This is a genomic window from Paracoccus sp. FO-3 (assembly GCF_006386455.1).
Taxonomy (GTDB): Bacteria; Pseudomonadota; Alphaproteobacteria; order Rhodobacterales; family Rhodobacteraceae; genus Paracoccus; species Paracoccus versutus.
The window spans coordinates 13,712-34,222 of record NZ_VCBQ01000018.1; the positions used below are offsets into that span (position 1 = coordinate 13,712).

17 protein-coding genes and 1 pseudogene are annotated in these 20,511 nt (G+C 68.4%); 3 read left to right on the top strand and 15 right to left on the bottom strand.

Translation table 11 applies throughout. The annotated features are described in order from the left end of the window. Positions 1–10: 10 nt before the first annotated feature. The 15 genes from FE811_RS07100 to FE811_RS07170 form a co-directional block, all read right to left on the bottom strand. Positions 11–1,093, bottom strand: coding sequence for an ABC transporter substrate-binding protein (locus tag FE811_RS07100; protein ID WP_036751254.1), 1,083 nt, complete (start codon positions 1,091–1,093; stop codon positions 11–13). Between the two features lie 99 nt (positions 1,094–1,192). Then, complete coding sequence (locus FE811_RS07105; protein ID WP_036751416.1) at positions 1,193–2,272, bottom strand: ABC transporter substrate-binding protein; 1,080 nt, start codon at positions 2,270–2,272, stop codon at positions 1,193–1,195. A 32-nt stretch (positions 2,273–2,304) separates the two neighbouring features. Further along, positions 2,305–3,408 carry an ABC transporter ATP-binding protein gene (locus tag FE811_RS07110; protein ID WP_116222913.1) on the bottom strand — a complete coding sequence of 368 codons (1,104 nt, stop codon included), beginning with the start codon at positions 3,406–3,408 and terminating at the stop codon, positions 2,305–2,307. A 180-nt stretch (positions 3,409–3,588) separates the two neighbouring features. After that, positions 3,589–4,815 carry an FAD-binding oxidoreductase gene (locus FE811_RS07115; RefSeq protein WP_116222914.1) on the bottom strand — a complete coding sequence of 409 codons (1,227 nt, stop codon included), beginning with the start codon at positions 4,813–4,815 and terminating at the stop codon, positions 3,589–3,591. Continuing rightward, the gene (locus FE811_RS07120; protein ID WP_052095748.1) at positions 4,812–5,378 is read right to left on the bottom strand and encodes a DUF421 domain-containing protein; all 567 of its coding nucleotides are present in this window, start codon (positions 5,376–5,378) and stop codon (positions 4,812–4,814) included. The genes FE811_RS07115 and FE811_RS07120 overlap by 4 nt, the downstream gene beginning before the upstream one ends. Before the next feature lie 93 nt (positions 5,379–5,471). Further along, positions 5,472–6,197, bottom strand: a complete 726-nt coding sequence (locus tag FE811_RS07125; protein ID WP_116222915.1) for an SDR family oxidoreductase — start codon at positions 6,195–6,197, stop codon at positions 5,472–5,474. 41 nt (positions 6,198–6,238) lie between these two features. After that, positions 6,239–7,861, bottom strand: a complete 1,623-nt coding sequence (locus FE811_RS07130; RefSeq protein WP_036751262.1) for an FGGY-family carbohydrate kinase — start codon at positions 7,859–7,861, stop codon at positions 6,239–6,241. A 28-nt stretch (positions 7,862–7,889) separates the two neighbouring features. Further along, on the bottom strand, positions 7,890–8,621 hold the full coding sequence (locus FE811_RS07135; RefSeq protein ID WP_116222916.1) for an SDR family oxidoreductase: 732 nt from the start codon (positions 8,619–8,621) through the stop codon (positions 7,890–7,892). Between the two features lie 36 nt (positions 8,622–8,657). After that, positions 8,658–9,635 carry an ABC transporter permease gene (locus FE811_RS07140; protein ID WP_114534857.1) on the bottom strand — a complete coding sequence of 326 codons (978 nt, stop codon included), beginning with the start codon at positions 9,633–9,635 and terminating at the stop codon, positions 8,658–8,660. Beyond that, on the bottom strand, positions 9,625–11,124 hold the full coding sequence (locus FE811_RS07145; RefSeq protein ID WP_116222917.1) for a sugar ABC transporter ATP-binding protein: 1,500 nt from the start codon (positions 11,122–11,124) through the stop codon (positions 9,625–9,627). Before FE811_RS07145 ends, FE811_RS07140 begins: the two co-directional genes overlap by 11 nt. Before the next feature lie 70 nt (positions 11,125–11,194). Further along, positions 11,195–12,100: an ABC transporter substrate-binding protein gene (locus FE811_RS07150; RefSeq protein WP_036751270.1), complete on the bottom strand. Its 906-nt coding sequence runs from the start codon at positions 12,098–12,100 to the stop codon at positions 11,195–11,197. Between the two features lie 99 nt (positions 12,101–12,199). After that, complete coding sequence (locus FE811_RS07155; protein WP_036751272.1) at positions 12,200–13,084, bottom strand: AraC family transcriptional regulator; 885 nt, start codon at positions 13,082–13,084, stop codon at positions 12,200–12,202. A 250-nt stretch (positions 13,085–13,334) separates the two neighbouring features. Beyond that, positions 13,335–14,792 (bottom strand): xylulokinase, encoded by a 1,458-nt coding sequence (xylB, locus tag FE811_RS07160; protein ID WP_116222918.1) that lies wholly within the window; start codon positions 14,790–14,792, stop codon positions 13,335–13,337. Between the two features lie 5 nt (positions 14,793–14,797). Beyond that, positions 14,798–15,835 (bottom strand): NAD(P)-dependent alcohol dehydrogenase, encoded by a 1,038-nt coding sequence (locus FE811_RS07165; RefSeq protein WP_116222919.1) that lies wholly within the window; start codon positions 15,833–15,835, stop codon positions 14,798–14,800. 209 nt (positions 15,836–16,044) lie between these two features. After that, positions 16,045–16,509, bottom strand: a complete 465-nt coding sequence (locus tag FE811_RS07170; RefSeq protein ID WP_116222920.1) for a GatB/YqeY domain-containing protein — start codon at positions 16,507–16,509, stop codon at positions 16,045–16,047. 168 nt (positions 16,510–16,677) lie between these two features. Here FE811_RS07170 and carA point away from each other — a divergent pair, with 168 nt between their 5' ends. The 3 genes and pseudogenes from carA to FE811_RS28200 form a co-directional block, all read left to right on the top strand. Then, positions 16,678–17,826, top strand: coding sequence for a glutamine-hydrolyzing carbamoyl-phosphate synthase small subunit (gene carA, locus FE811_RS07175; RefSeq protein WP_036751278.1), 1,149 nt, complete (start codon positions 16,678–16,680; stop codon positions 17,824–17,826). Between the two features lie 89 nt (positions 17,827–17,915). Continuing rightward, positions 17,916–19,994, top strand: coding sequence for a glycosyltransferase (locus FE811_RS07180; protein WP_116222921.1), 2,079 nt, complete (start codon positions 17,916–17,918; stop codon positions 19,992–19,994). Positions 19,995–20,217: 223 nt separating this feature from the next. Then, a pseudogene (locus FE811_RS28200) lies at positions 20,218–20,420 on the top strand (transposase); the annotation flags it as partial. Between the last annotated feature and the right edge of the window lie 91 nt (positions 20,421–20,511).

The window sequence follows — 20,511 nt, forward strand, 5'->3', positions numbered from 1 at the left end:
ATTGCGCAGGTCAGTTGGCGGCCAGCCAGCCGTTGAAACGCTCGGCCAGTTCGGCGGAATGGTCGGCCCAGAACTCCGGGTCGTCCATGACGGCGGTCTTCATATGCTCTTCGCTGGTGGGCATGTGCGGCGCCATCTCGGTCTTGCCGTCCTGGAACAGCCCGACCAGCGCCGCCGAGCTTTTCCGCGACGGGCCATAGGCGATGTATTTCGCCTGGTTGGCCAGCTGCTCGGTCGCGGTGGCGAATTTCAGGTATTCCAGCGCCGCCTCGGGGTTGGGCGAGCCCTTGGGAATGGCAAACATGTCCATGTCCATGTATTGCCCGTCCCAGATGATCTCGAAGGGCTTGCCCTCGCCGACCATGGCGTCGAAGAAGCGGCCGTTATAGCCGGTGGCCATCACCACCTCGCCATCGGCCAGCAACTGCACCGGCTGGGCGCCGGCCTCCCACCAGACCACGTCGCCCTTGATGGTGTCGAGCTTGGCGAAGGCCTGGTCCACGCCCTCGGGCGTGCCCAGCACCTCATAGATCTGGTCGGGCGCCACGCCATCGGCGATCAGCGCCAGATACAGGGTGCGCTTGGGGTTCTTGGGCAGCCCGCGCTTGCCGGGGAACTTGGCGGTGTCGAAGAAATCCGCCGCGGTCGAGGGTTTCTCGCCGTCGAATTTCGTGCTGTCGAAGGCGATGACCGTGCCCCAGAAGATGTTCGCCACCGCGCATTCCTGAAGCGCGCCGGGGATGAAATCCTCGGTCGCGGGCGTGCCGTCGGGGGCGGGCGGCAGGATGGCCGGGTCGATCTCGACCAGCGCGCCCTCGTCGCAAAGCCGGATCGCGTCCGAGACCTCGATGTCGAACACGTCGCCGGTAATGTTGCCCGCCTCGACCTGCGCCTTCAGCGGCGTGGCCGGGTTGTCGGCGGCCAGCATGTTCACCTTGATGCCGGTCTGCTCGGCGAAGGGGATGTTATAGGCCTCGACCTGCGAACGCTCATAGGCGCCGCCCCAGGAGACGACGTTGACCTCCTTGTTCTGGGCCTGCGCCGCAAGGCCAAGGCTGCAGAGCGCCGAGGTCAGGATCAATGTGGTTTTCATGTTCTACTCCCGTTGGTTTTGCGGCTCTTTGGCCGCTCTTTGCCCGTTCGGGCTTGCCGGGTGGCCGCGGCGGGATGCTCCCGCCGCGGGCCTTGCATGTCAGTTCGCCAGCCAGGCGTTGAAGCGTTCCTGCAGCTCGGCGTCGTGGTCGACCCAGAAGTCCAGGTTCGAGGCCAGCGCGTTTTCCAGGTTCTCGGCATAGGTGGGCAGGTTCGGGCCCATCGGCACGTCGGTGCCCTCGATATTGCCGACCAGGGCGGCGGCCGAGACGCGCGGCGGGCCGTAGCTGATGAACTCGGCGGCGCGGGCCTGCTGCTCGGGCGCGGTCGAGAAGGCGATGAACTCCCTGGCGGCCTCGGGGTTCGGGGCGCCCTTCGGCATCACCCAGCCCTCCATCTCGTAGATCTGGCCGTCCCAGACGATCTTGAAGGGCTTGCCCTCCTGCTGGGCGGCGTTGAAGATCCGGCCGTTGAAGGCAAAGGCCATCGACACCTCGCCATCGGCCAGAAGCTGCGGCGGCTGCGCGCCGGCTTCCCACCAGATCACGTCGTTCTTGATCGTGTCGAGCTTGGCGAAGGCCTGGTCCACGCCCTCGGGGGTGCCCAGCACCTCATAGACCTGGTCGGGCGCGACGCCATCGGCCATCAGCGCGAATTCCAGGTTGAACTTGGCGCCCTTGCGCATGGTGCGCTTGCCGGGGAACTTGGCCGTGTCGAAGAAATCGGCCGCGCCGGCGGGCTTGGCATCGGGGAACTTGCCGTCGTCATAGGCCAGGATCATCGAATAGACGTCCGTGCCCACGAAGCATTCGGTGATCGCGCCCTCGATGAAATCGTCGGCGGCCGGGGTGCCGTCGGCGGCGGGGGTCAGGATCGCCGGGTCGATCACTTCCAGCAGCCCCTCGTCGCAAAGCCGCACGGCATCGGCATATTCGACCGAGGCCACGTCGATCGAGACATTGCCCGCCTCGACCTGGGCCTTGACCGGCGTCGCGGGGTTGTCGGCATCCGAAACCACGACCTTCTTGCCGGTCTGGGCCTCGAAGGGCTTGGCATAGGCCTCGACATGGCTCATGCCATAGGCCCCGCCCCAGGACAGCAGGTTGACCTGCTGGTCCTGTGCCTGGGCCGCAGCCGCGACGACGACCAGCGCAGAGGTCAGTATCAGCGTGCGTTTCATCATAACTCCCTGGTTCCTTGCGTAATGCACGTTCACACCGGATCGAGGGCGCGGGCATCCTCGGGATGCCAGCCGATCCGTATCGTCTGGCCGGGCGACAGCTTCACCTGCCCCAGCGTGTTGCGGTATTTCATCACGAAATCGTCCTGCCCGGCGACATGCAGCCGCGCCCGCAGGATGTCGCCCATGTAGATCACGTCGCGCACCTGCGCCTCGATGGTATGGGCACCGGCCGGCATCAGCTCGGGCTTGAACTCGACCCGCTCGGGCCGGATCGAGACCGTCGTGACCTGGCCGCTTTCGCGGATGTTGACGGCGGTGGCGTCGATCAGCTCGCCATTGTCCAGCCGCACCAGCGCCTTGTCGCCCTGCAGCTGCTCGATGGTGCCGCGCAGGGCGTTGTTCTCGCCGATGAAGCCGGCGACGAAGCTGTTCTCGGGCTGCTCGTAAAGCACCGGGGGCGGCGCGAGCTGCTGGATGCGGCCGTCATTGAACACGGCGATGCGGTCCGACATGGTCAGCGCCTCGCCCTGGTCGTGGGTCACATAGACCACGGTGATGCCCAGCCGGTCGTGCAATGCCTTGATCTCGAACTGCATATGCTCGCGCAGCTGCTTGTCGAGCGCGCCCAGCGGCTCGTCCATCAGCACCAGCTTGGGATCGAACACCAAGGCGCGGGCCAGCGCGATGCGCTGCTGCTGGCCGCCGGAAAGCTGCGCCGGGCGGCGGTTCTTGAACTGGCCCATCTGCACCATGTCGAGGGCGCGGGTGATGCGGCTTTCGCGCTCGTCCTTGCCCATGCCGCGCACTTCCAGCGGAAAGGACAGGTTCTCGCCCACGCTCATATGCGGGAAAAGCGCGTAGTTCTGGAACACCATGCCGATGCCGCGCCGATGGGGCGGCACGTCGTTGATGTTGCGGCCGTCCAGCCGGATCTCGCCATGGGTCGCCGTCTCGAATCCGGCCAGCATCATCAGGCAGGTGGTCTTGCCCGAGCCGGAGGGGCCGAGCATGGTCAGGAACTCGCCCTTGCCGATGGCCAGGTTCAGATCTTTGACGACAAGCGATTGCCCGTCATAGCTTTTCTGGACGTGATCGAAGACAACGAAAGCGTCGTTGCCGGGGTCTGCTGTCACGATGCGGGCTCCCTGTTTCTATTGGTTCTTCGTTCCGCCAGCCAACAGTAATCGGCGCTTGTCGGGGAATGCAACTCACTTGTGCAGCCGGCCGGAAGGACGCAGGCGACGAAGTCGGTGTCACATTGCGTCATTGCCCTTTCGCCGGGCAGATTCGGGTTGACAGCGACATGGCCGGGCTCAGCGAAAGCGATAGAGATCGGCGTCGGGATCGGCGCGGCCGTCGATCCGGCGCGCGGTCAGTTCGGCGGCGATGACGGAATAGGTGATGCCGTTGCCGCCAAAGCCCATCACCGCATGGCAACGCCGGCAGCCCGGCACCGCATCGACGATCGGCAGCCCGTCGTCGCTGTCGCCGAAGGCCGCGGCCCAGCGATAGGCCGGGCGGCCGATGCGGATGCCGCAGGTCTCGCGCAGCTTGCGGGCGATCTCGGCGGCGTTGCGGCGCAGCTTGCCGGCATCCTCGTAGGCATCGGGGCTTGCCTCGTCCTCGCCGCCGGCGATGATCCGGCCGCTGGGCGTGGTGCGGAAATACAGGTAGGGATCGGCCGCCTCCCAGACCAGATAGTCGTCGAGCCAGGCCGGATGGCGCACCCCCTCGGCCGAGGCGACGGCCCAGGTCGAGATGATGCGGTGATGCGCCGAGGCAAGCTGCGGCAGGAATTCGTAGCCGGTGCAGAACACCGCATGGCCCGCCACCACCACCCGCCCGGCCGAGGATGCCAGCGCCACCCCGTCCGCCAGTTCCGCGAAATCCACGACCTCGAAGGGCGAGACGATCTCGGCCCCGCGTTCCTGCGCCAGCCGCAGCAGCCCGGCCGTCAGCTGCGCCGGATTGGCCGAGGCCGAGGCGGTGGAGCGGATGGCCCCCGTGCGGTCGATGCCGTATGCCTCGAGCAGGCGCCGGCGCGAAAGGAACTCGGCCGCGATGCCGGTTTCGCGGCGCAGCGCCGCCTCGGCCTCCAGCGCGCGAAAGCCCATCTCGTCGCCGGCCAGGTAAAGCGCCCGCTTGCGCTGCATCTGGCAGTCGAGCCGCAGCCGGCGCGACAGCCGCAGCAGTTCCTCGACCGCCTTGACCGAGCGCAGCCAGGCCCGCGCCGCCTTGTCGGGGCCGATCTGGCGCGCCAGCCGGCTCAGCGGCACGTCGATCTCGTGCTGGATCATCGCCGTCGAAGCAAGCGACGAGCCCCGCACCGGCTGGCGCCGGTCCACCAGCAGCACCCGCCGCTTGCGCCGCGTCAGCCGCTCGGCCAGCAGGGCCGCGGAAATGCCGGTGCCGACGATCACCACGTCCCAGCGCGGCTGCGAGGGCTCTGCCCGATGCGCGACCGAGATATGCGGCGTCTCGGCCCAGAAGGGATGCGCCGTGCGCAGCCGCCGCTGGATGGTGCGCCGGGGCCCGGTCATTCCTTGCCCGCCCAGGCCATTTCCCGCTGCGGGATCGCGGGCGGCTGGTAAAGCCCCGCCGTGCCGTCCCGGTCCCGCCTGAGCACCGAAAGCGCGCCGTCGGCCTCGAGAATGGCGAACTTGACGTCGGCCAGGTCGGCCACGCCCTTTTCGCGCAGCTTGGCGTGCAACTCGCCGATGCCGATGCCCTGCCGGCGCAGGCGGTCTTGGTGGACGCGGCCCTCGGTGACGACGATGCGCGGCCTGCCCTCGAAGATCCGCGACAGCAGGTCCGAGGACAGGATCGCCTCGTCCACCAGCTTGTTGAAGGCGGCGACCAGGAAGATTGCGAACATCGCCGGCAGCATCGGCACGTCGGGATAGAACAGCGAATCGCCCACCGCCGAGCCGATGGCGATGACCAGCAGGAACTCGACGATGGAAAGCTGCGCCACCGTGCGTCCGCCCAGCCAGCGCATCAACGCCAGCGTGTAGAAATAGATGATGACGGTGCGAAGAAAGACTTCCCAGGCGAAGGACAGATCCTGATCGCCCAGGAAGATGCGGTGAAGTTCGTCAAGCATGGCCGCCGTCCCCTGCCCGCGCCGGTTTGCGCCAAGGGACAAGCCGCGATCCGGGGCGCCGGTTCCACGCCCCGCGCACCGGCGCCGGAAAACCTAGACGGCCAGGAAGCCGCCATCCACCGGCAACACCGCGCCCGAGACCATGCGGCTGTCGTCCGAAAGCAGCAGCGCAATGCTTTGCGCGACCTCCTCGGCCTCGGCAAAGCGGTTCAGCGGGTGGCGCACCATCATCGGCTGGCTTTTCGCCGGGTCCGACCAGGCCTCGGCCGCCAGTTCGGTCAGGGTGATGGTGGGCGCGACCGCGTTCACGCGGATGCCGTGCGGGCCCAGTTCCTTGGCCAGCACGCGGGTCGCGCCCTCGAGCCCGGCCTTCGAGGCGGCATAGCACAGGTGGTCCTGGAAGCCGCGATGACCGGCGATCGAGGTGATGTTGACGATGGCGCCGCCGCCGCCCGCCGCCACGCGGGCGCGGGCGAATTCCTGGCAGCAGATCAGCGCCGCGCGCAGGTTGATGCCCAGGACCGCCTCATAGCCGGCCTCGGTCATGTCGAGCACGCTTTCCAGCACGTTGATGCCGGCGCTGTTGATCAGGTAGTCGGCGGTCCCCGCCTGCACCATGGCGGCGCGGGTGGCGGCCGGGTCGGCCAGGTCGACGCGGATGCCGCGCGCGCCGATCTCGGCCGCGAGGCTGTCGAGGTCGGATTGGGTGCGGCTCAGCGCCACGACCTTCGCGCCGCGTTCGGCCATGAGACGCGCGCAGGCGCGGCCGATGCCTTTGCCCGCGCCGGTGATGATGACGGTCTTGCCCGAGAATTGCATGGTTCCTCGCATGTCCGGTTCGGCGGCAGGGCCGCCCGTGTTCAGTTTTGCGGCAAGGCCGCCATGGCGGCGCGGATCTGCCGCGCCGTGGATTGCAGCGCCAGGAAGGCGGCATGGCGCGCGTCCTGCCGCGCGCGGCTGGCGGGATCGGGGGCGCAGCGCGTGGCGATGCGCGACATGGCGGGCATGGCGGTGTGCAGGTCGGGGAACACCCCCGCCGCCACCGCGCCCAGCATGGCCGAGCCCAGCAGCACCGGCTCGGGGCATTCCGTCACCTCGACCGGCAGCCCGGTCGCATCCGCCAGCAGCTGCCGGGTCAGCGGATGCGCGCCGGCGCCGCCGCTGACGCTGATCGTCTGAACCGGGGCGCCATGCTGGCCTTGGGTCTCGATGATCTGGCGCAGGCCATAGCCCAGGCCACAGATCCCGGCGACATAAAGCGCGACCAGCGAATCCGGCCCCGTCTCCATCCCCTGCCCCATGATGACGGCGCGGGCATGGGGATCGGCAAAGGGCGCGCGGTTGCCCAGGAACTCGGGCACCACATGCAGCTCGTCGGCCAGCCGCAGGGCGGCGCTGGCATCGCCCGCCAGCTCCAGCGCCCGGTCGGCCAGCCATTGCGGCAGCGACTTGCCCGCCGCCTCGGCCAGCGCCGTCGCCTCGGCCGTGGCGGGGTGCAGCTGCACCAGCTGGTCGATGGCGGCGCCGGCGGCGGACTGGCCGCCCTCGTTCAGCCACATGCCGGGCACCATGGCCGAGTAATAGGGGCCCCAGACGCCCGGCACGAAGGCCGGCTCGCGCGTCGTGGTCATGGTGCAGGAGGAGGTGCCGAAGACATAGCCCAGGCAAGCCGTCGCATCGCCCCCCGCCGCCACCGTGCCGACGCCGCCGGCATGGGCGTCGATCAGCCCGGCCGCGACCGCGGTGCCGGGCCGCAGGCCCATGGCCTCGGCCGCGGCCGGGGTCAGTCCCTGCCCCAGCGCCGTGCCGGGATCGACGACGCGGGCGCCGATGCGGGCGAAACCGTCGTCGGCCAGATCGCCCAGGCCGATCTGGCGGAAATAGCCCGCGTCCCAGCGCCCCTCATGCGCCAGATAGGTCCATTTGCAGGTCACGGTGCAGGCGGAGCGCTCCAGCGCGCCGGTCGCCTTCCAGGTCAGGAAGTCGGTCAGGTCGAAGAAATGCGCCGCCGCCGCATAGACCTCGGGCCGGTTCTCGCGCAGCCACAGAAGCTTCGGCGTCTCCATCTCGGGCGAGATGCGGGTGCCGACATAGGCCAGCACGTCGTGGCCCAGCGCATTGATGCGCTCGGCCTGCTCGACGGCGCGGTGGTCCATCCAGACGATGATGTCGCGCTCGGGGTGGGCGGGGTCGCCCACCGGCAGCGTCGCATCCCCCGCCCCGCGGACGACAAGGGAGCAGGTGGCATCGAAGCCGATGCCCGTGACCCGCGCCGGGTCGATCCCGGCGCGGGTCACGCATTCCCGGACGGAGTCGCAGACCGCGCGCCAGACCTGCTCGCTGGACTGCTCGGCGATCACGCCGCGCTCGCGGTGCATCGCGATGGGGCGCTTGGCCGTGGCAAGCAGGCGGCCTGCGCGGTCGAAGACCCCGGCCCGCGCCGAGCCGGTGCCCACGTCGATGCCGATCAGATACTGGTCCATGGCGCTACTCCGTTCCGGGTGCCGGGCGTCAGACGCGGTCGAAATTGGTCGGCAGCACCAGCATGTCGCGGATGGTGACGGTGCGCTTGCGGGTCAGCATGTATTCGACCGCATCCGCGACCTCTTCCGCGTCGATCAGGCTGCCGCTTTCCTTGGCCTTGCGCAGGTTCTCCTCGGGCCAGTCGGCCAGCAACGCCGAGACGACCGGGCCGGGCGAGACCTGCATGACCCGCACGCCATGCGGGATCATCTGCCGGCGCATGCCCTGGACGAAGCTGGTGATCGCCCATTTCGAGCCGGAATAGACCGGCTCCCAATAGGTCGGGAAATGGCCGGCGATCGAACAGGTGACGACGATGTCGCCGGTCTTGCGCTCGCTCATGTGCGGCACCACGGCACGGACGTTCTTCATCACCGCGTTGACGTTGAGGTTCAGCATCCGGTCGATGGCCTCGGGCGTCGTCTCGGTCAGGTCGCCGCCGATATAGGTGCCGGCGTTGCAATAGAGGATGTCGATATGGCCGGTCTTGGCCAGGATCTCGGGGATCATGGCGTTGCAGCTGTCCGCGTCGAGCAGGTTCGTCACCTGCGGGATCGCCTTGTCGCCCAGCTTGGCGGCCAGTTCGGCCAGCGCCGCCTGGTTCCAGTCCACCATGACCACGGTGGCGCCGCGGGCAAGCAGCCGCTCGGTGGTGGCGAGCCCGATCCCCGAGGCCGCGCCGGTGATGACGGCGATCTTGCCGTCCAGCGATTCAGACATTCCGTTCTCCTGTCTTCAGAATGATGCGGGCGGGGCTCAGCGCCATTCGCGCCCGATATAGATGGCCAGCAGGATGATCGCGCCCTTGATGACGTCCTGCAGGTAGGGGTTGATGCCCATCAGGTTCAGGCCGTTGTTCAGGATGCCCAGCAGCACCGCGCCGATCAGCGTGCCGAGGATCAGGCCCCGCCCGCCCGAGATCGCGGTGCCGCCCAGCACCACGGCGGCGATGGCGTCCAGCTCGAAGCCCTGGCCGGCATTGGGCTGGCCGCTCATCAGCCGCCCGGTCAGGATCACCGCGGCCAAGGCCGAGGTCAGGCCCGAGATGCCGTAGACCGCCAGCTTCACCCGCTGGGTCTTGACACCCGAAAGCCGCGCGGCGGTCTCGTTGCCGCCCAGCGCATAGACATGGCGGCCGAAGGCGGTGCGCTGCAAGAGCACCCAGGCCACGGCATAGATCAGGACCATGACGATGACCGGCACCGGCACGACGCCGATGCGCCCCACCCCGAACCAGGAAATCCAGCTGGGGATGCCGCTGATCGGATAGCCGCCGGAATAGATCAGACCCAGGCCGCGCGCCATGCCCATGGTGGCCAGCGTCACGATGATCGCCGGCATCCGGCCCCAGGCGACCAGCACGCCGTTGGCCAGCCCGATGCCCAGGCCGATCAGCAGCCCGACCAGCAGCGCCACCGGCGCGGGCAGGCCCATGTTGACCATCATCCCCGCGCTCAGCGTGCCGACCAGCGCCATGACCGCGCCGACCGACAAATCGATCCCGCCGGTCAGGATGACGAAGCTCATGCCGACGGCGAGGATGCCGACGACCGACACCTGGCGCAGCACGTTCATGATGTTGTTCAGGCTGAAGAAATTGTCGCTCGCCAGCCCCATCAGCACCGAGACGGTGATCAGCCCGATCAGCGGCAGCGCCAGCGGCGAATGCAGCAGGCGGCCAAGCGAGAAGCCTCCGGTTTTCCCGGCCGAGCCGGTGTTTGCGTCATGCGACATGTTCAACTCTCCCGGTCGTGGCATGGGTCATGATGGTTTCGGAATCGATCTGGTCGCCCTCGACCGTGGCCACGATCCCGCCCGAACGGAACACGCAGACCCGGTCGGACATGCCGATCACCTCGGGCAGTTCGGACGAGATCATGATGATGGCGCCGCCCTTGGCGGTGAATTCACGCATCAGCGCATAGATTTCCGCCTTGGCGCCCACGTCAATGCCGCGCGTCGGCTCGTCGAAGATCAGCACCTGCATGTCGTGGTTCAGCCAGCGGGCGATCACGACCTTCTGCTGGTTGCCGCCCGACAGCGTATCGACGCGGGCATGCGGCCCCTGCGCCTTGACGCGGACCTGCGCCATGGCGGTCTCGGTCGCGGCCAGTTCCTTTTTCAGGTCGATGAACCAATGGTTCTTGCGATACTTGCCGTAATTGTTCAGCGAGACGTTCTGCAGGATCGAGAAGCTGGTGATCAGCCCCTGTTCCTTGCGGCTTTCGGGCAGCAGGCCGATGCCATGCGCCAGCCCCTCGTCGGGGCCGCGAAAGCGTTTCTCGACCCCGTCCACCTTCACCTTGCAGCGCGCCGCCGGGTATGCGCCCAGCATGGCCAGCACGGTTTCCGTGCGGCCCGAGCCAACCAGCCCGGCAAAGCCCAGGATCTCGCCCTTGCGCAGGGCAAAGCGCGAGACGGGGCCGCCCTTCTTCAGCTGCACCTCCTCGACCTCGACGACAACGGAGGCGGTCGAGGGGGCCGGCTTGGGCGGGAAGTTGTTCTCGATCCGGCGGCCGACCATCATCTCGACCAGCCGGTCGTTGTCCACGTCCGGGACCGCGCAGGAGGCGATGAACTCGCCGTCGCGCAGCACGGTGATGCGGTCGCAGATCTCGAAGATCTCTTCCAGGTGATGCGAGATGAAGATGATCGCCACGCCCTGCCGGCGCAGCTCGCGCATGACCTTGAACAGGTGCTCGACCTCGGAGGGGGTCAGGGTCGCGGTCGGCTCGTCCAGCACCAGGATGCGGGCGTTCAGGGACAGCGCCTTGGCGATCTCGACGAATTGCTGCTCGGCGACGGACAGGCGATGCACCGGCACGTCCAGGGCCACGTCGACGGCCAGCTGGCGCATGATCTCGGCGGCGCGGGCGCGCATCGCCTTGCGGTCCAGCGTGCCGAAGCGTCCGCGGATCTCGCGCGCCAGGAACATGTTCTCGACCGCGTCGAGATAGGGGATCAGGCTGAACTCCTGGAACACGATGCCCACGCCGGCGGCGATGGCCTGGTCGTAATCGGCAAAGTGGCGCTCGGTCCCCTCGATGCGGATCGTGCCCTCGCTGGGCTGGATGATGCCGCACAGGATCTTCATCAGCGTGGACTTGCCGGCGCCGTTCTCGCCCAGAAGCGCATGCACCTCGCCGGCGCGGACCTCCATGTCGACGCCGTGCAGGACTTCGATCTTGCCGAAGCTTTTTCGGATTCCCTTCAGTTCCAGCATGATGCCCTCCTGAATGGCTGGGAAATGTCCCGCCCCCGCGGCATGCGGGGACGGGAGCGGGGAGGAACCCTTACCAGCTGAACTCGGCAGCGTTCTCGGCGTCAACGACCATGACGTCGATCGGCACTTCCTTCGGCACCACGCGGGCGCCCCATTTCTGCGCCAGCGCCATGGCCAGGCCCACCCGGACCTGGTCGCGCGGGAATTGCGCGGTGGTCTCGATGAAGGGGCCGCCCGCGGCGATGGCCTGGACCGCCTCGGGTGCGCCGTCGACCGAGGTCAGCTTGATGTCCTTGCCCGAGCCCTGGATCGCCGCCAGCGCGCCCATGGCGCCGCCGTCGTTGACCGAGAAGATGCCGGCCAGGTTCGGCTTGGACTGGATCATGTTCTCGACCACGCCCAGGGCGACCGAGCGGTCCTGCCGGCCGTTCTGGGTATCGACCAGGGTGATTTCCGGGAACTCCTCCAGCGCGGCCTTGCAGCCCTCGACGCGCTGCAGGATCGGCACCACCGGGATGCCGTCCAGGATCGCGACCTCGCCCTTGCCCTCCAGCGCCTCGCCCAGATACTTGCAGGACATGTAGCCCGCGTCCCGGTTCTTGGAGCCGACGAAGGTATCGACCGGGCCGTTCGCGTTCGCATCGACCGCGACCACGGTCACGCCCGCGGCCTTGGCGGCGTGGACCGCGGCCTCGATCCCGGCGCTGTCGGTCGGATTCAGCAGCAGGATGTCGATATTCTGCTGCAGCATGTCCTCGACGTCCGAGATCTGCTTGGCCACGTCATGGCCGGCGTCGGTGACGACGACATCGGCGCCCAGGCTGGCGGCGGCTTCGTTCAGCGCCTCCTGCATGGACACGAAATAGGGGTTGTTCAGCTCCTGGAAGGTCATGCCGATCTTCAGCTTGTCCTGGGCCAGCGCCGGGGCCGCCATGAGCGCAAGCGCGGCCGAGGCGGTGAGCAGTTTCGTTTTCATCTGGGTTCCCTCCCATCTGGATGAAAGCAGGCATGGCCTGCGCGTCTCCGGGCGGCGCCGCGCCGCCCGAATTGGTGAAATTGGCGATTTCGGTCCTTGTCAGTCCGCCATGACCAGCGCCTTCTGGGCCGCGAAAGTCGCGCGGAACTGCGAGGGCGACATTCCCTTGAGCTTCAGGAAATGCCGGTTGAAGTTCGACAGGTTCGAAAACCCGACCTCGTAGCAGATCTCGGCCACCTTGACGTCGGGATCGGTCAGCAGCATCTGGCAGGCCAGGTCGATGCGCAGCTGGTTGCGATAGCGCACCAGCGTGGTGCCGGTATGGCGCTTGAAAGCGCGGGAAAAGGCGCTTTGGCTTTGCCCGACCATCTCGGCCAGCTCGCCCTCCTCGATCTGCTCGGTCAGGTGTTCGCGCAGATGCGACAGCGCGCGGTTGATGCCGCCGTCATGGGTGCGCGTCAGGTCCAGCTCGAAGCTGAGGCTGGCCAGCACCTCGTATTCCGGCGCATGGGCCAGCAGGTCCAGGATGTCCCAGAACAGCGCCAGGCGACGCAGGCCCTGCGCCTCGACCAGCCGCTCCATCAGCGGGCGGACGCGGGCGCTGGTCTCGTCGTCGAAGAGCAAGCCGCGGCGCGAGCGTTCCAGGAGCGGGCGCAGCGCCTCCATCTCGGGCATGGCGGCGCTGGCCTCTTCGATGAAGGCTTCGGGGAACTGGATCACCAGCGAGCGCAGCGGCACCGCCTCGCCGGGCGGGATGTCGCTGATCCAGTTCTGCGGCAGGTTCGGCCCGGTCATGATCAGCTGGCCGGGCTGGAAGCTGCCGACATGGTCGCCGATGTAGAATGTGCCCGAGGTGGCGACGACCAGGTGGATTTCGTATTCGGGATGGTAATGCCAGCGCACCGTGCGGAACGGATAGCCATGCATCCACGCGGCGAAGGATTCGCCCTTGCGGATGTGGACCAGCTCCAGATCGGGTTGCATTCGCCTTCCTCCCTGCACGCCGCGGACCCTGCCGGGCCTGCCGCGGACGTTCAGGAACCATAGGCTTCATGCCCGCCGGCGATCCACATCAGGGCGAAAAAAATACCGATACTTTTTTGCACCGATCGGTGCAGGAATTGAAGAGGCAGGCGCAAGGCACCGCGACGGGCATATGCTGCATAGCAGAAAGCCCATGCCGCAGCGCAGCGGCATGGGCCTGCTTTTTCGGAAAAACCCTCTGTTAACGCTATCAAGCGCCCAGAGCGGTCAGATCCCGCAGCCGCGGATAAGCCGCATGATGGGCCTCATACTTTTTCGCATAGGCTGCGGCCAGTTCAGGATCGGGCACAACCTCGGCGCGAATGGCGGGCCTGGCAAAGATGCGGTCCGAGGTATCGCCCGTCGCGCAGGCCGCCGCCAGCTTGGCCGCCCCGAAGGCTGCGCCGAAATCGCCGTCCTCGGGCTCCAGCAGCGTGAGCCCGGTGGCCGAGGCCATGATTCGCAGCCAGGCGCGCGAGCGCGCGCCGCCGCCCACCGCATAGGCGGCCTCGATGGGGGTGCCGGCCTTGCGCAGCGCATGGACGCAATCGGCGAATGCCATTGCCACGCCCTCCATCGCCGCCTGCGCCAGATCGGCCAGCCCGGTGGCGCGGCGCAGCCCCAGGAAGGCGCCGGTCGCATCGGGATCGTTCAGCGGCGTGCGCTCGCCCGACAGGTAAGGCAGGAACAGCACCGGCGAGGGCGCCGTCACCGCGCCCACCAGCCCGGCAAGCTCGGGCACGGGTTTGCCGGTGATCTCGGACAGCCAGGTCATGCTGTCGGTCGCAGACAGGATCACCCCCATCTGGTGCCAGGTGTCCGGCACGGCATGGCAGAAGGTATGCACCGCATCGCCGGTGTTCGGCGCGTAAGCCTCGGTCGCGGCGAACAGCACGCCCGAGGTGCCCAGCGACAGAAAGCCCGTGCCGGGCGTCATCACCCCCATGCCGCAGGCCGTGGCGGCATTGTCGCCGCCGCCGCCCGCCACCGGCACGCGCGGGATGCCCCAGCGCTCGGCCAGTTCGGCGCGCAGATGGCCGGACACCTCGCTGCCCTCGACCAGCCGCGGCATCTGGGCGCGCGTCAGCCCGGTCGCGGCCAGCAGCGCATCCGACCAGTCGCGCTTGCCCACGTCCAGCCACAGCGTCCCCGCCGCGTCCGACATCTCGGCGACATGCTCGCCGGTCAGCCACAGCCGCAGGTAGTCCTTGGGCAGCAGCACCTTGGCGGTCCGGGCAAAGATCTCGGGCTCGTTCTGCGCCACCCAGAGCAGCTTCGGCGCGGTAAAGCCCGCCATGACCAGGTTGCCGGCGATGCCGTGGAAATCCGCGCGCGCCGTCAGCTCGGCGCATTGCGGACCCGAGCGGCCGTCGTTCCACAGGATGCAGGGCCGCAGCACATGGTCCGCGCCGTCCAGCAGCGTGGCGCCATGCATGTGCCCCGACAGGCCGATGGCCTGCAGCCGCGCCATCGCGGCCGGATGCTCGCGCAGCAGCGCCGCGATGGCCGCCTCGGCGCCGGCGATCCAGTCGGCCGGCGCCTGCTCGGACCAGCCGGGATGCGGGCGGCTGACGGTCAGGGCCGCATGGGCGACGCCGACGGTCGCGAAGCTTTCGTCCACCAGCATCGCCTTGATGCCCGATGTGCCCAGGTCCAGTCCCAGATACATGGCGCTTACTCCGGCATGACGATCTGCAGCTTCACGTCGGTCTCGCGCGCCTCGACGGCGCGGTCGAAGCCGGCGATGCTGTCCGCGAAGGGGATCGAGGCCGAGATCAGCGGCTTGAGATCCACCTTGCCCGAGGCGATCAGCGCGATGGCGCGGTCATAGACATTGGCATAGCGGAACACGGTCTCGACCCGCAGCTCCTTGGCCTGCAGCCCGACGATGTCCACCGGCACCGGATCGACCGGCATGCCGACCAGCACGATGGCGCCGCCGGGACGCGCAAGCTGGTGCATGCCCAGGATCGCCGGCGCCGCGCCCGAGCATTCGAAGACGATGTCGGCGCCCCAGTTGTCGGTCGCCTCGGCCACCGCCTCGGCCAGCGGGTGGTTGCGGATGTTCACGGTCTCGATGCCGTCATAGGCGCCGATGATGTCCAGCTTGGGCTGGGCGAGGTCGGCCACGATCACCCGCGCACAACCGCCGGCCAGCGCCGCCAGCGCCACCATCATGCCGATGGGGCCGGCGCCCGTGACCACCGCCACGTCGCCCGGCTGGATGCGGGCGCGCAGCGCGGCCTGCATGCCGATGGCAAAGGGCTCGACCATCGCGCCTTCCGCGAAGCTGACATTGCCGGGCAGCTTGTAGGTGAAGGCCGCGGGGTGGACGACCTCGGGCGTCAGGCAGCCATGCACCGGCGGCGTCGCCCAGAAGGTCACGGCAGGATCGACGTTGTAGATCCCCAGCTTGGCCGCGCGCGAGGTCGGGTCGGGAATCCCCGGCTCCATGCAGACCCGGTCGCCGGGCTTCAGATGCGTGACCTCGGTCCCCGCCTCGATCACCGTGCCGGATGCCTCGTGCCCCAGCACCATCGGCTCGCGCACGACAAAATGCCCGATCTTGCCATGGGTATAATAATGCACGTCCGAGCCGCAGATCCCGACCGTATGCGTCCTGATCCGCACGTCCCTGGGCCCCAGCGTGGCGGGGATGTCGAAATCCCGCAGCGACAGCTTGCCCTTTTCTTCCAGCACCAATGCCTTCATCGCCCGTCCTCCTGATGGCCGCGCCGCCCTTCGGGCGCCCTCGACTCGCGTCTTTGGCGGCGAGTCGGGGCGCATGTAAACAAAAACCCGCGCAGGGCGCGAGCTTTTGCTCATCAGAAGAATAATTGTATCAGCGATGCGCCGGAAAAGCTATGCGCCGGCTGCGGCAGCGCAGGCGATCCGGCCCTGGTCGCAAAGAATCAGGGCGGTCATTTCATCAGCCGGTCCTTGACCATGGGGCCGACGGCGCCGAAATCCATCTGCCCGGCATGGCGGGCGCGCAGCTCGGCCATGACCCGGCCCATGTCGCGGATCGACTCGGCACCCAGTTCGGCGATGGCCTTGTCGATGGCGGCGTGGGTTTCCTCGGCGTCCAGCTGGCGCGGCAGGTAGGACTGGATCACCTTGATCTCGTCCAGTTCGCGCTCGGCCAGTTCCAGCCGGCCGCCCTCTTCATAGGCCTTGGCCGATTCCTGGCGCTGCTTGACCATCTTGGACAGGATCGCGGTCAGCTCGGCCTCGGCCAGCCCGGCCTCGTCGCCGCCTTCGCCGCGGGCGGCGATCTCGCGGTCCTTGATCGCGGCCGAGATCAGGCGCAGCGTGGACAGCCGCGCCGAGTCCTTGGCTTTCATCGCCTCTTTCGTATCGGCCAGAATGCGTTCGCGCAGTCCCATGTGATCCTCGCTGAATGTATTCCGCCGGGTGGTGCCCGGCTTCGCCCCCGCAGTCAAGCCGTGCCCTCAACCCCGCCCCGGCCGCAAAGTTCCGCGCGCCGCCCGTTCCCGCCTTGACGCGCCTGCGCCCTTTACCTAGGTTCCCGCCGATTTACCCGGAGAGTGACGATGCCCCAGAAACCGACCGCATGTCTTGCGCTTGCCGACGGCACCGTGTTCCACGGCCAGGGCTTCGGCGCGGTCGGGGAAGTGGTGGCCGAGCTGGTCTTCAACACCGCGATGACCGGCTATCAGGAGATCATGACCGATCCCTCCTATGCCAGCCAGGTCGTGACCTTCACCTTCCCCCATATCGGCAATACCGGCGTGACCGAACAGGACGACGAGGCGCCCGAGCCCGTCGCCTCGGGCATCGTGGTGAAATGGGATCCGACCGAGCCCTCGAACTGGCGCGCTAGCGCCGACCTGGTCGAATGGATGGCGCGCCGCGGCCGCATCGGCATCGGCGGCGTCGATACCCGCCGCCTGACCCGCGCGATCCGCCAGCAGGGCTCGCCCCATGTCGTCCTGGCCCATGACCCCGAGGGGAATTTCGACATCGCCGCCATGGTCGCCAAGGCGCGCGGCTGGAAGGGCATCGTCGGCCTGGACCTCGCCAAGGAGGTCAGCTGCCGGCAAAGCTATCGCTGGACCGAGGGGCTGTGGTCCTGGCCCGGCACCTTCGGCCAGTCCGAGGAAAAGAAACCCTTCCGCGTCGTCGCCGTCGATTACGGCGCGAAACGCAACATCCTGCGCTCGCTGGCGCAAAGCGGCGCCGAGGTGACGGTGCTGCCCGCCACCGCCACCGCCGAGGAAGTGCTGGCCCACGAGCCCGAGGGCGTGTTCCTATCGAACGGACCGGGCGACCCGGCCGCGACCGGCGAATACGCCGTGCCGATGATCCGCGAGCTGCTGGACCGCGACCTGCCGATCTTTGGCATCTGCCTGGGCCACCAGATGCTGGCGCTGGCGCTTGGCGCCCATACCGTGAAGATGAACCACGGCCATCACGGCGCGAACCACCCGGTCAAGGACGTCGAAACCGGCAAGGTCGAGATCACCTCGATGAACCACGGCTTCGCCGTCGATGCCCAGACCCTGCCCCAAGGCGTGATCGAGACCCATGTCAGCCTGTTCGACGGCTCGAACTGCGGGCTGCGCGTGGCCGACAAGCCGGTCTTCTCGGTGCAATACCACCCCGAGGCCAGCCCCGGCCCGCAGGACAGCGCCTATCTGTTCGAGCGCTTTACCGAGGCGATGCGCAGCCGGCGCGGCTGATCCGGGCGCGGGCCTGGCGGCGGTTAACCGGTTCTTAACCCTCTGCATGGCAGAGAGGGGACCGGAACGACCCAGACCGGGAATCGCCTATGGCCCGCCCCGCCCTCATCTGGCCCCTTGCTGGTGCCCCGGCCGAGGCCGCCGTGCCCGCCTTGACGGGCACGGTGATCGCGACCCGCGACCTGCGCCCGCTGGGCCAGATCCTGATCGAGGATGGCGCGGTCGATCCGCGCGACCTGCTCAAGGCGCTGGTCATGCGCGAGCGCCAATCGGCGCGGCTGGGCGAGATCCTGCTGGCGCACGGCTGGGTGCGGGAAGAGGCGCTGCTGCGCGCACTGTCCCGGCAATGGCGCGCCAGCGTGCTGGACCTGGCGGCGCTGCCGCCCGATCCACGGCTGGTCGATGCGATGGGCGCGCAGCTTTGCCTGGCCGAGGGCGCGGTGCCCTGGCGCCGGGTCGGCGGCGTCACCTTCATCGCCACCGCGCGCCCCGAGGGATTCGAGGCATTGCAGGACCGCCTGCCCGAGGGGTTCGGCGCGGTGCGCATGCTGCTGTGTTCGGAAAACGCCGCGCGCGAGGCGATCCTGGCCCTGCGCCGCACCGCGCTGATCCGCCAGGCCGAAACCCGCGTGCCCGCCCAGGAAAGCTGCCGCACCCGCAACGAGCGCCGCTTCGGCCGCATTGCCGTGGGGCTGATGGCGGCAGCGGCGCTGGGGCTGATGCTGGCGCCGAACGCGGTGATCGCGCTGCTGACGGCCTGGGCGGTGCTGACGCTGGTCGCCTCGGCCACGCTGAAGCTGTTCTCCTTTGCCGCCGTCCTGCGCCGGCACCGGCAGGACCGCCTGCAAAAGCCGGCCCATGCCGCCCGGCCGCAGCCCGAGATGACGGCGCCGCTGCCGGTAATCTCGGTCATGGTGCCGCTGTTCGCCGAGGCCGACATCGCCGAAAAGCTGATCGGCCGGCTGTCGCGGCTGGACTACCCGCGCGAGCTGATGGACATCCTGATCGTGGTCGAGGAGACCGACCGCGTCACCTGCGAGGCGCTGCAGGGCGTCCGGCTGCCGCGCTGGCTGCGCGTGATCCAGGTGCCCGACGGGCCGGTGCGCACCAAGCCGCGGGCGCTGAACTATGCGCTGAACTTCTGCCGCGGCTCGATCATCGGGGTCTGGGACGCCGAGGACCGCCCCGAGCCGGGCCAGCTGCACAAGGTCGCGCGCGGCTTTCACTTCGCCCCGCCCGAGGTGGCCTGCCTGCAAGGCGTGCTGGACTATTACAACCCCCGCACCAACTGGCTGGCCCGCGCCTTCACCATCGAATATGCCGCCTGGTTCCGCGGCACGCTGGCCGGGGCGGCGGCGCTGGACCTGGTGGTGCCGCTTGGCGGGACGACGCTGTTCTTCCGCCGCGACGCGCTGGAAGAGATCGGCGCCTGGGACGCCTGGAACGTGACCGAGGACGCCGACCTGGGCGTGCGCCTGACCCGGCGCGGCTATCGCACGCGGATGCTGGACACCGTCACCCATGAAGAGGCGAACTGCCGCCTGATCCCCTGGGTCAAGCAGCGCTCGCGCTGGCTCAAGGGCTTCGCGATGACCTGGGGCGTGCATATGCGCGACCCGGTGGCGCTGTGGCGCGACCTGGGGACGCGGCGCTTCCTTGCCTTGCAGGTGCAGCTTTTCGCCTCGGTCTCGCAATACCTGCTGGCGCCGGTGCTGTGGAGCTTCTGGCTGCTCAGCCTGGGCCTGCCGCATCCGATGCGGGACATGCTGTCGGGCCTGCTGGGCGGCCATGCCATCGCCCTGCTGTTCGCGCTGTTCGTGGCCTCGGAATTGCTGAACATCGCCGTCGGCCTCTGGGCGGTGCGCGGGCGGGCGCATCGCCACCTGCTGCCCTGGGTGCCGACGCTGCACCTGTATTTCCCGCTCGGCTGCCTGGCGGCCTGGAAGGCGATCTACGAGGTGGTGGTCAAGCCCTTCTACTGGGACAAGACCCAGCACGGCATCTTCGAGGCCGGCCTGGACGAGCCGCCCGAGCCCGCGCCGCCGCCCGCCGGCCGGCTGATCCCCCTGCGCGAAACCGCCGCCGGAGAGCCCGCAAGCCCCATCGCCGCCGAAACCGACCCGGACCTCGACCCGCTGCTGGTCCCCTTGCTGGGCAAGATCGACTGAACCGATGCAGCCACCTGGCACCCCCGGCAGGAGGAGCCGCGGACCCTGCAGCGAACCTACCTCGGCTTCCTGGTGCGAGGCAGGACTGGCCGAACCGGGCGCCCGGTGCCGGCTGCAGCACAGATAGAGGAGACTGCCGCCGCTTCGGGGCGCTAGGTTCTGTACTCACAGGCGGGCTTCCGTTTGGGAACGGTTCGTGCTTCGAGCGCCTTGCGGAGCTTGAATGGCACCTCTCGCGCTGAGGGACCGGGAACGGGCGCTGATTGCACCGCTTCTTCCCGACAAGCCTCGTGGCCTTGCGCGGACGAACGACCGGCGCGTCCTGAACGGGTTTTCTCCGTCCTGCGGACAGCGCCACCCTGGCGCGACCTTCCCGAGCGCTACGGTCCATATACGACCGCTTCCAACCGATGGGCCAAGGCGGGGCAGCGTGCTACGACAAACTCGCCAAGGGATTTCTCGCAGCCGTCACAATCGCAGCCGCAAGACTGTGGTGCGGAATTATAAGTCCACTCCC

Bases quoted from the DNA above. Each gene is read 5' to 3' on its own strand.
- FE811_RS07130 (WP_036751262.1), bottom strand. From the start codon at position 7,861: ATGGACCAGTATCTGATCGGCATCGACGTGGGCACCGGCTCGGCGCGG.
- xylB (WP_116222918.1), bottom strand. From the start codon at position 14,792: ATGTATCTGGGACTGGACCTGGGCACATCGGGCATCAAGGCGATGCTG.
- FE811_RS07140 (WP_114534857.1), bottom strand. From the start codon at position 9,635: ATGTCGCATGACGCAAACACCGGCTCGGCCGGGAAAACCGGAGGCTTC.
- FE811_RS07100 (WP_036751254.1), bottom strand. From the start codon at position 1,093: ATGAAAACCACATTGATCCTGACCTCGGCGCTCTGCAGCCTTGGCCTT.
- FE811_RS07135 (WP_116222916.1), bottom strand. From the start codon at position 8,621: ATGTCTGAATCGCTGGACGGCAAGATCGCCGTCATCACCGGCGCGGCC.
- FE811_RS07155 (WP_036751272.1), bottom strand. From the start codon at position 13,084: ATGCAACCCGATCTGGAGCTGGTCCACATCCGCAAGGGCGAATCCTTC.
- FE811_RS07180 (WP_116222921.1), top strand. From the start codon at position 17,916: ATGGCCCGCCCCGCCCTCATCTGGCCCCTTGCTGGTGCCCCGGCCGAG.
- FE811_RS07105 (WP_036751416.1), bottom strand. From the start codon at position 2,272: ATGAAACGCACGCTGATACTGACCTCTGCGCTGGTCGTCGTCGCGGCT.
- FE811_RS07165 (WP_116222919.1), bottom strand. From the start codon at position 15,835: ATGAAGGCATTGGTGCTGGAAGAAAAGGGCAAGCTGTCGCTGCGGGAT.
- FE811_RS07125 (WP_116222915.1), bottom strand. From the start codon at position 6,197: ATGCAATTCTCGGGCAAGACCGTCATCATCACCGGCGCGGGCAAAGGC.
- FE811_RS07115 (WP_116222914.1), bottom strand. From the start codon at position 4,815: ATGACCGGGCCCCGGCGCACCATCCAGCGGCGGCTGCGCACGGCGCAT.
- FE811_RS07150 (WP_036751270.1), bottom strand. From the start codon at position 12,100: ATGAAAACGAAACTGCTCACCGCCTCGGCCGCGCTTGCGCTCATGGCG.
- carA (WP_036751278.1), top strand. From the start codon at position 16,678: ATGCCCCAGAAACCGACCGCATGTCTTGCGCTTGCCGACGGCACCGTG.
- FE811_RS07145 (WP_116222917.1), bottom strand. From the start codon at position 11,124: ATGCTGGAACTGAAGGGAATCCGAAAAAGCTTCGGCAAGATCGAAGTC.
- FE811_RS07120 (WP_052095748.1), bottom strand. From the start codon at position 5,378: ATGCTTGACGAACTTCACCGCATCTTCCTGGGCGATCAGGATCTGTCC.
- FE811_RS07170 (WP_116222920.1), bottom strand. From the start codon at position 16,509: ATGGGACTGCGCGAACGCATTCTGGCCGATACGAAAGAGGCGATGAAA.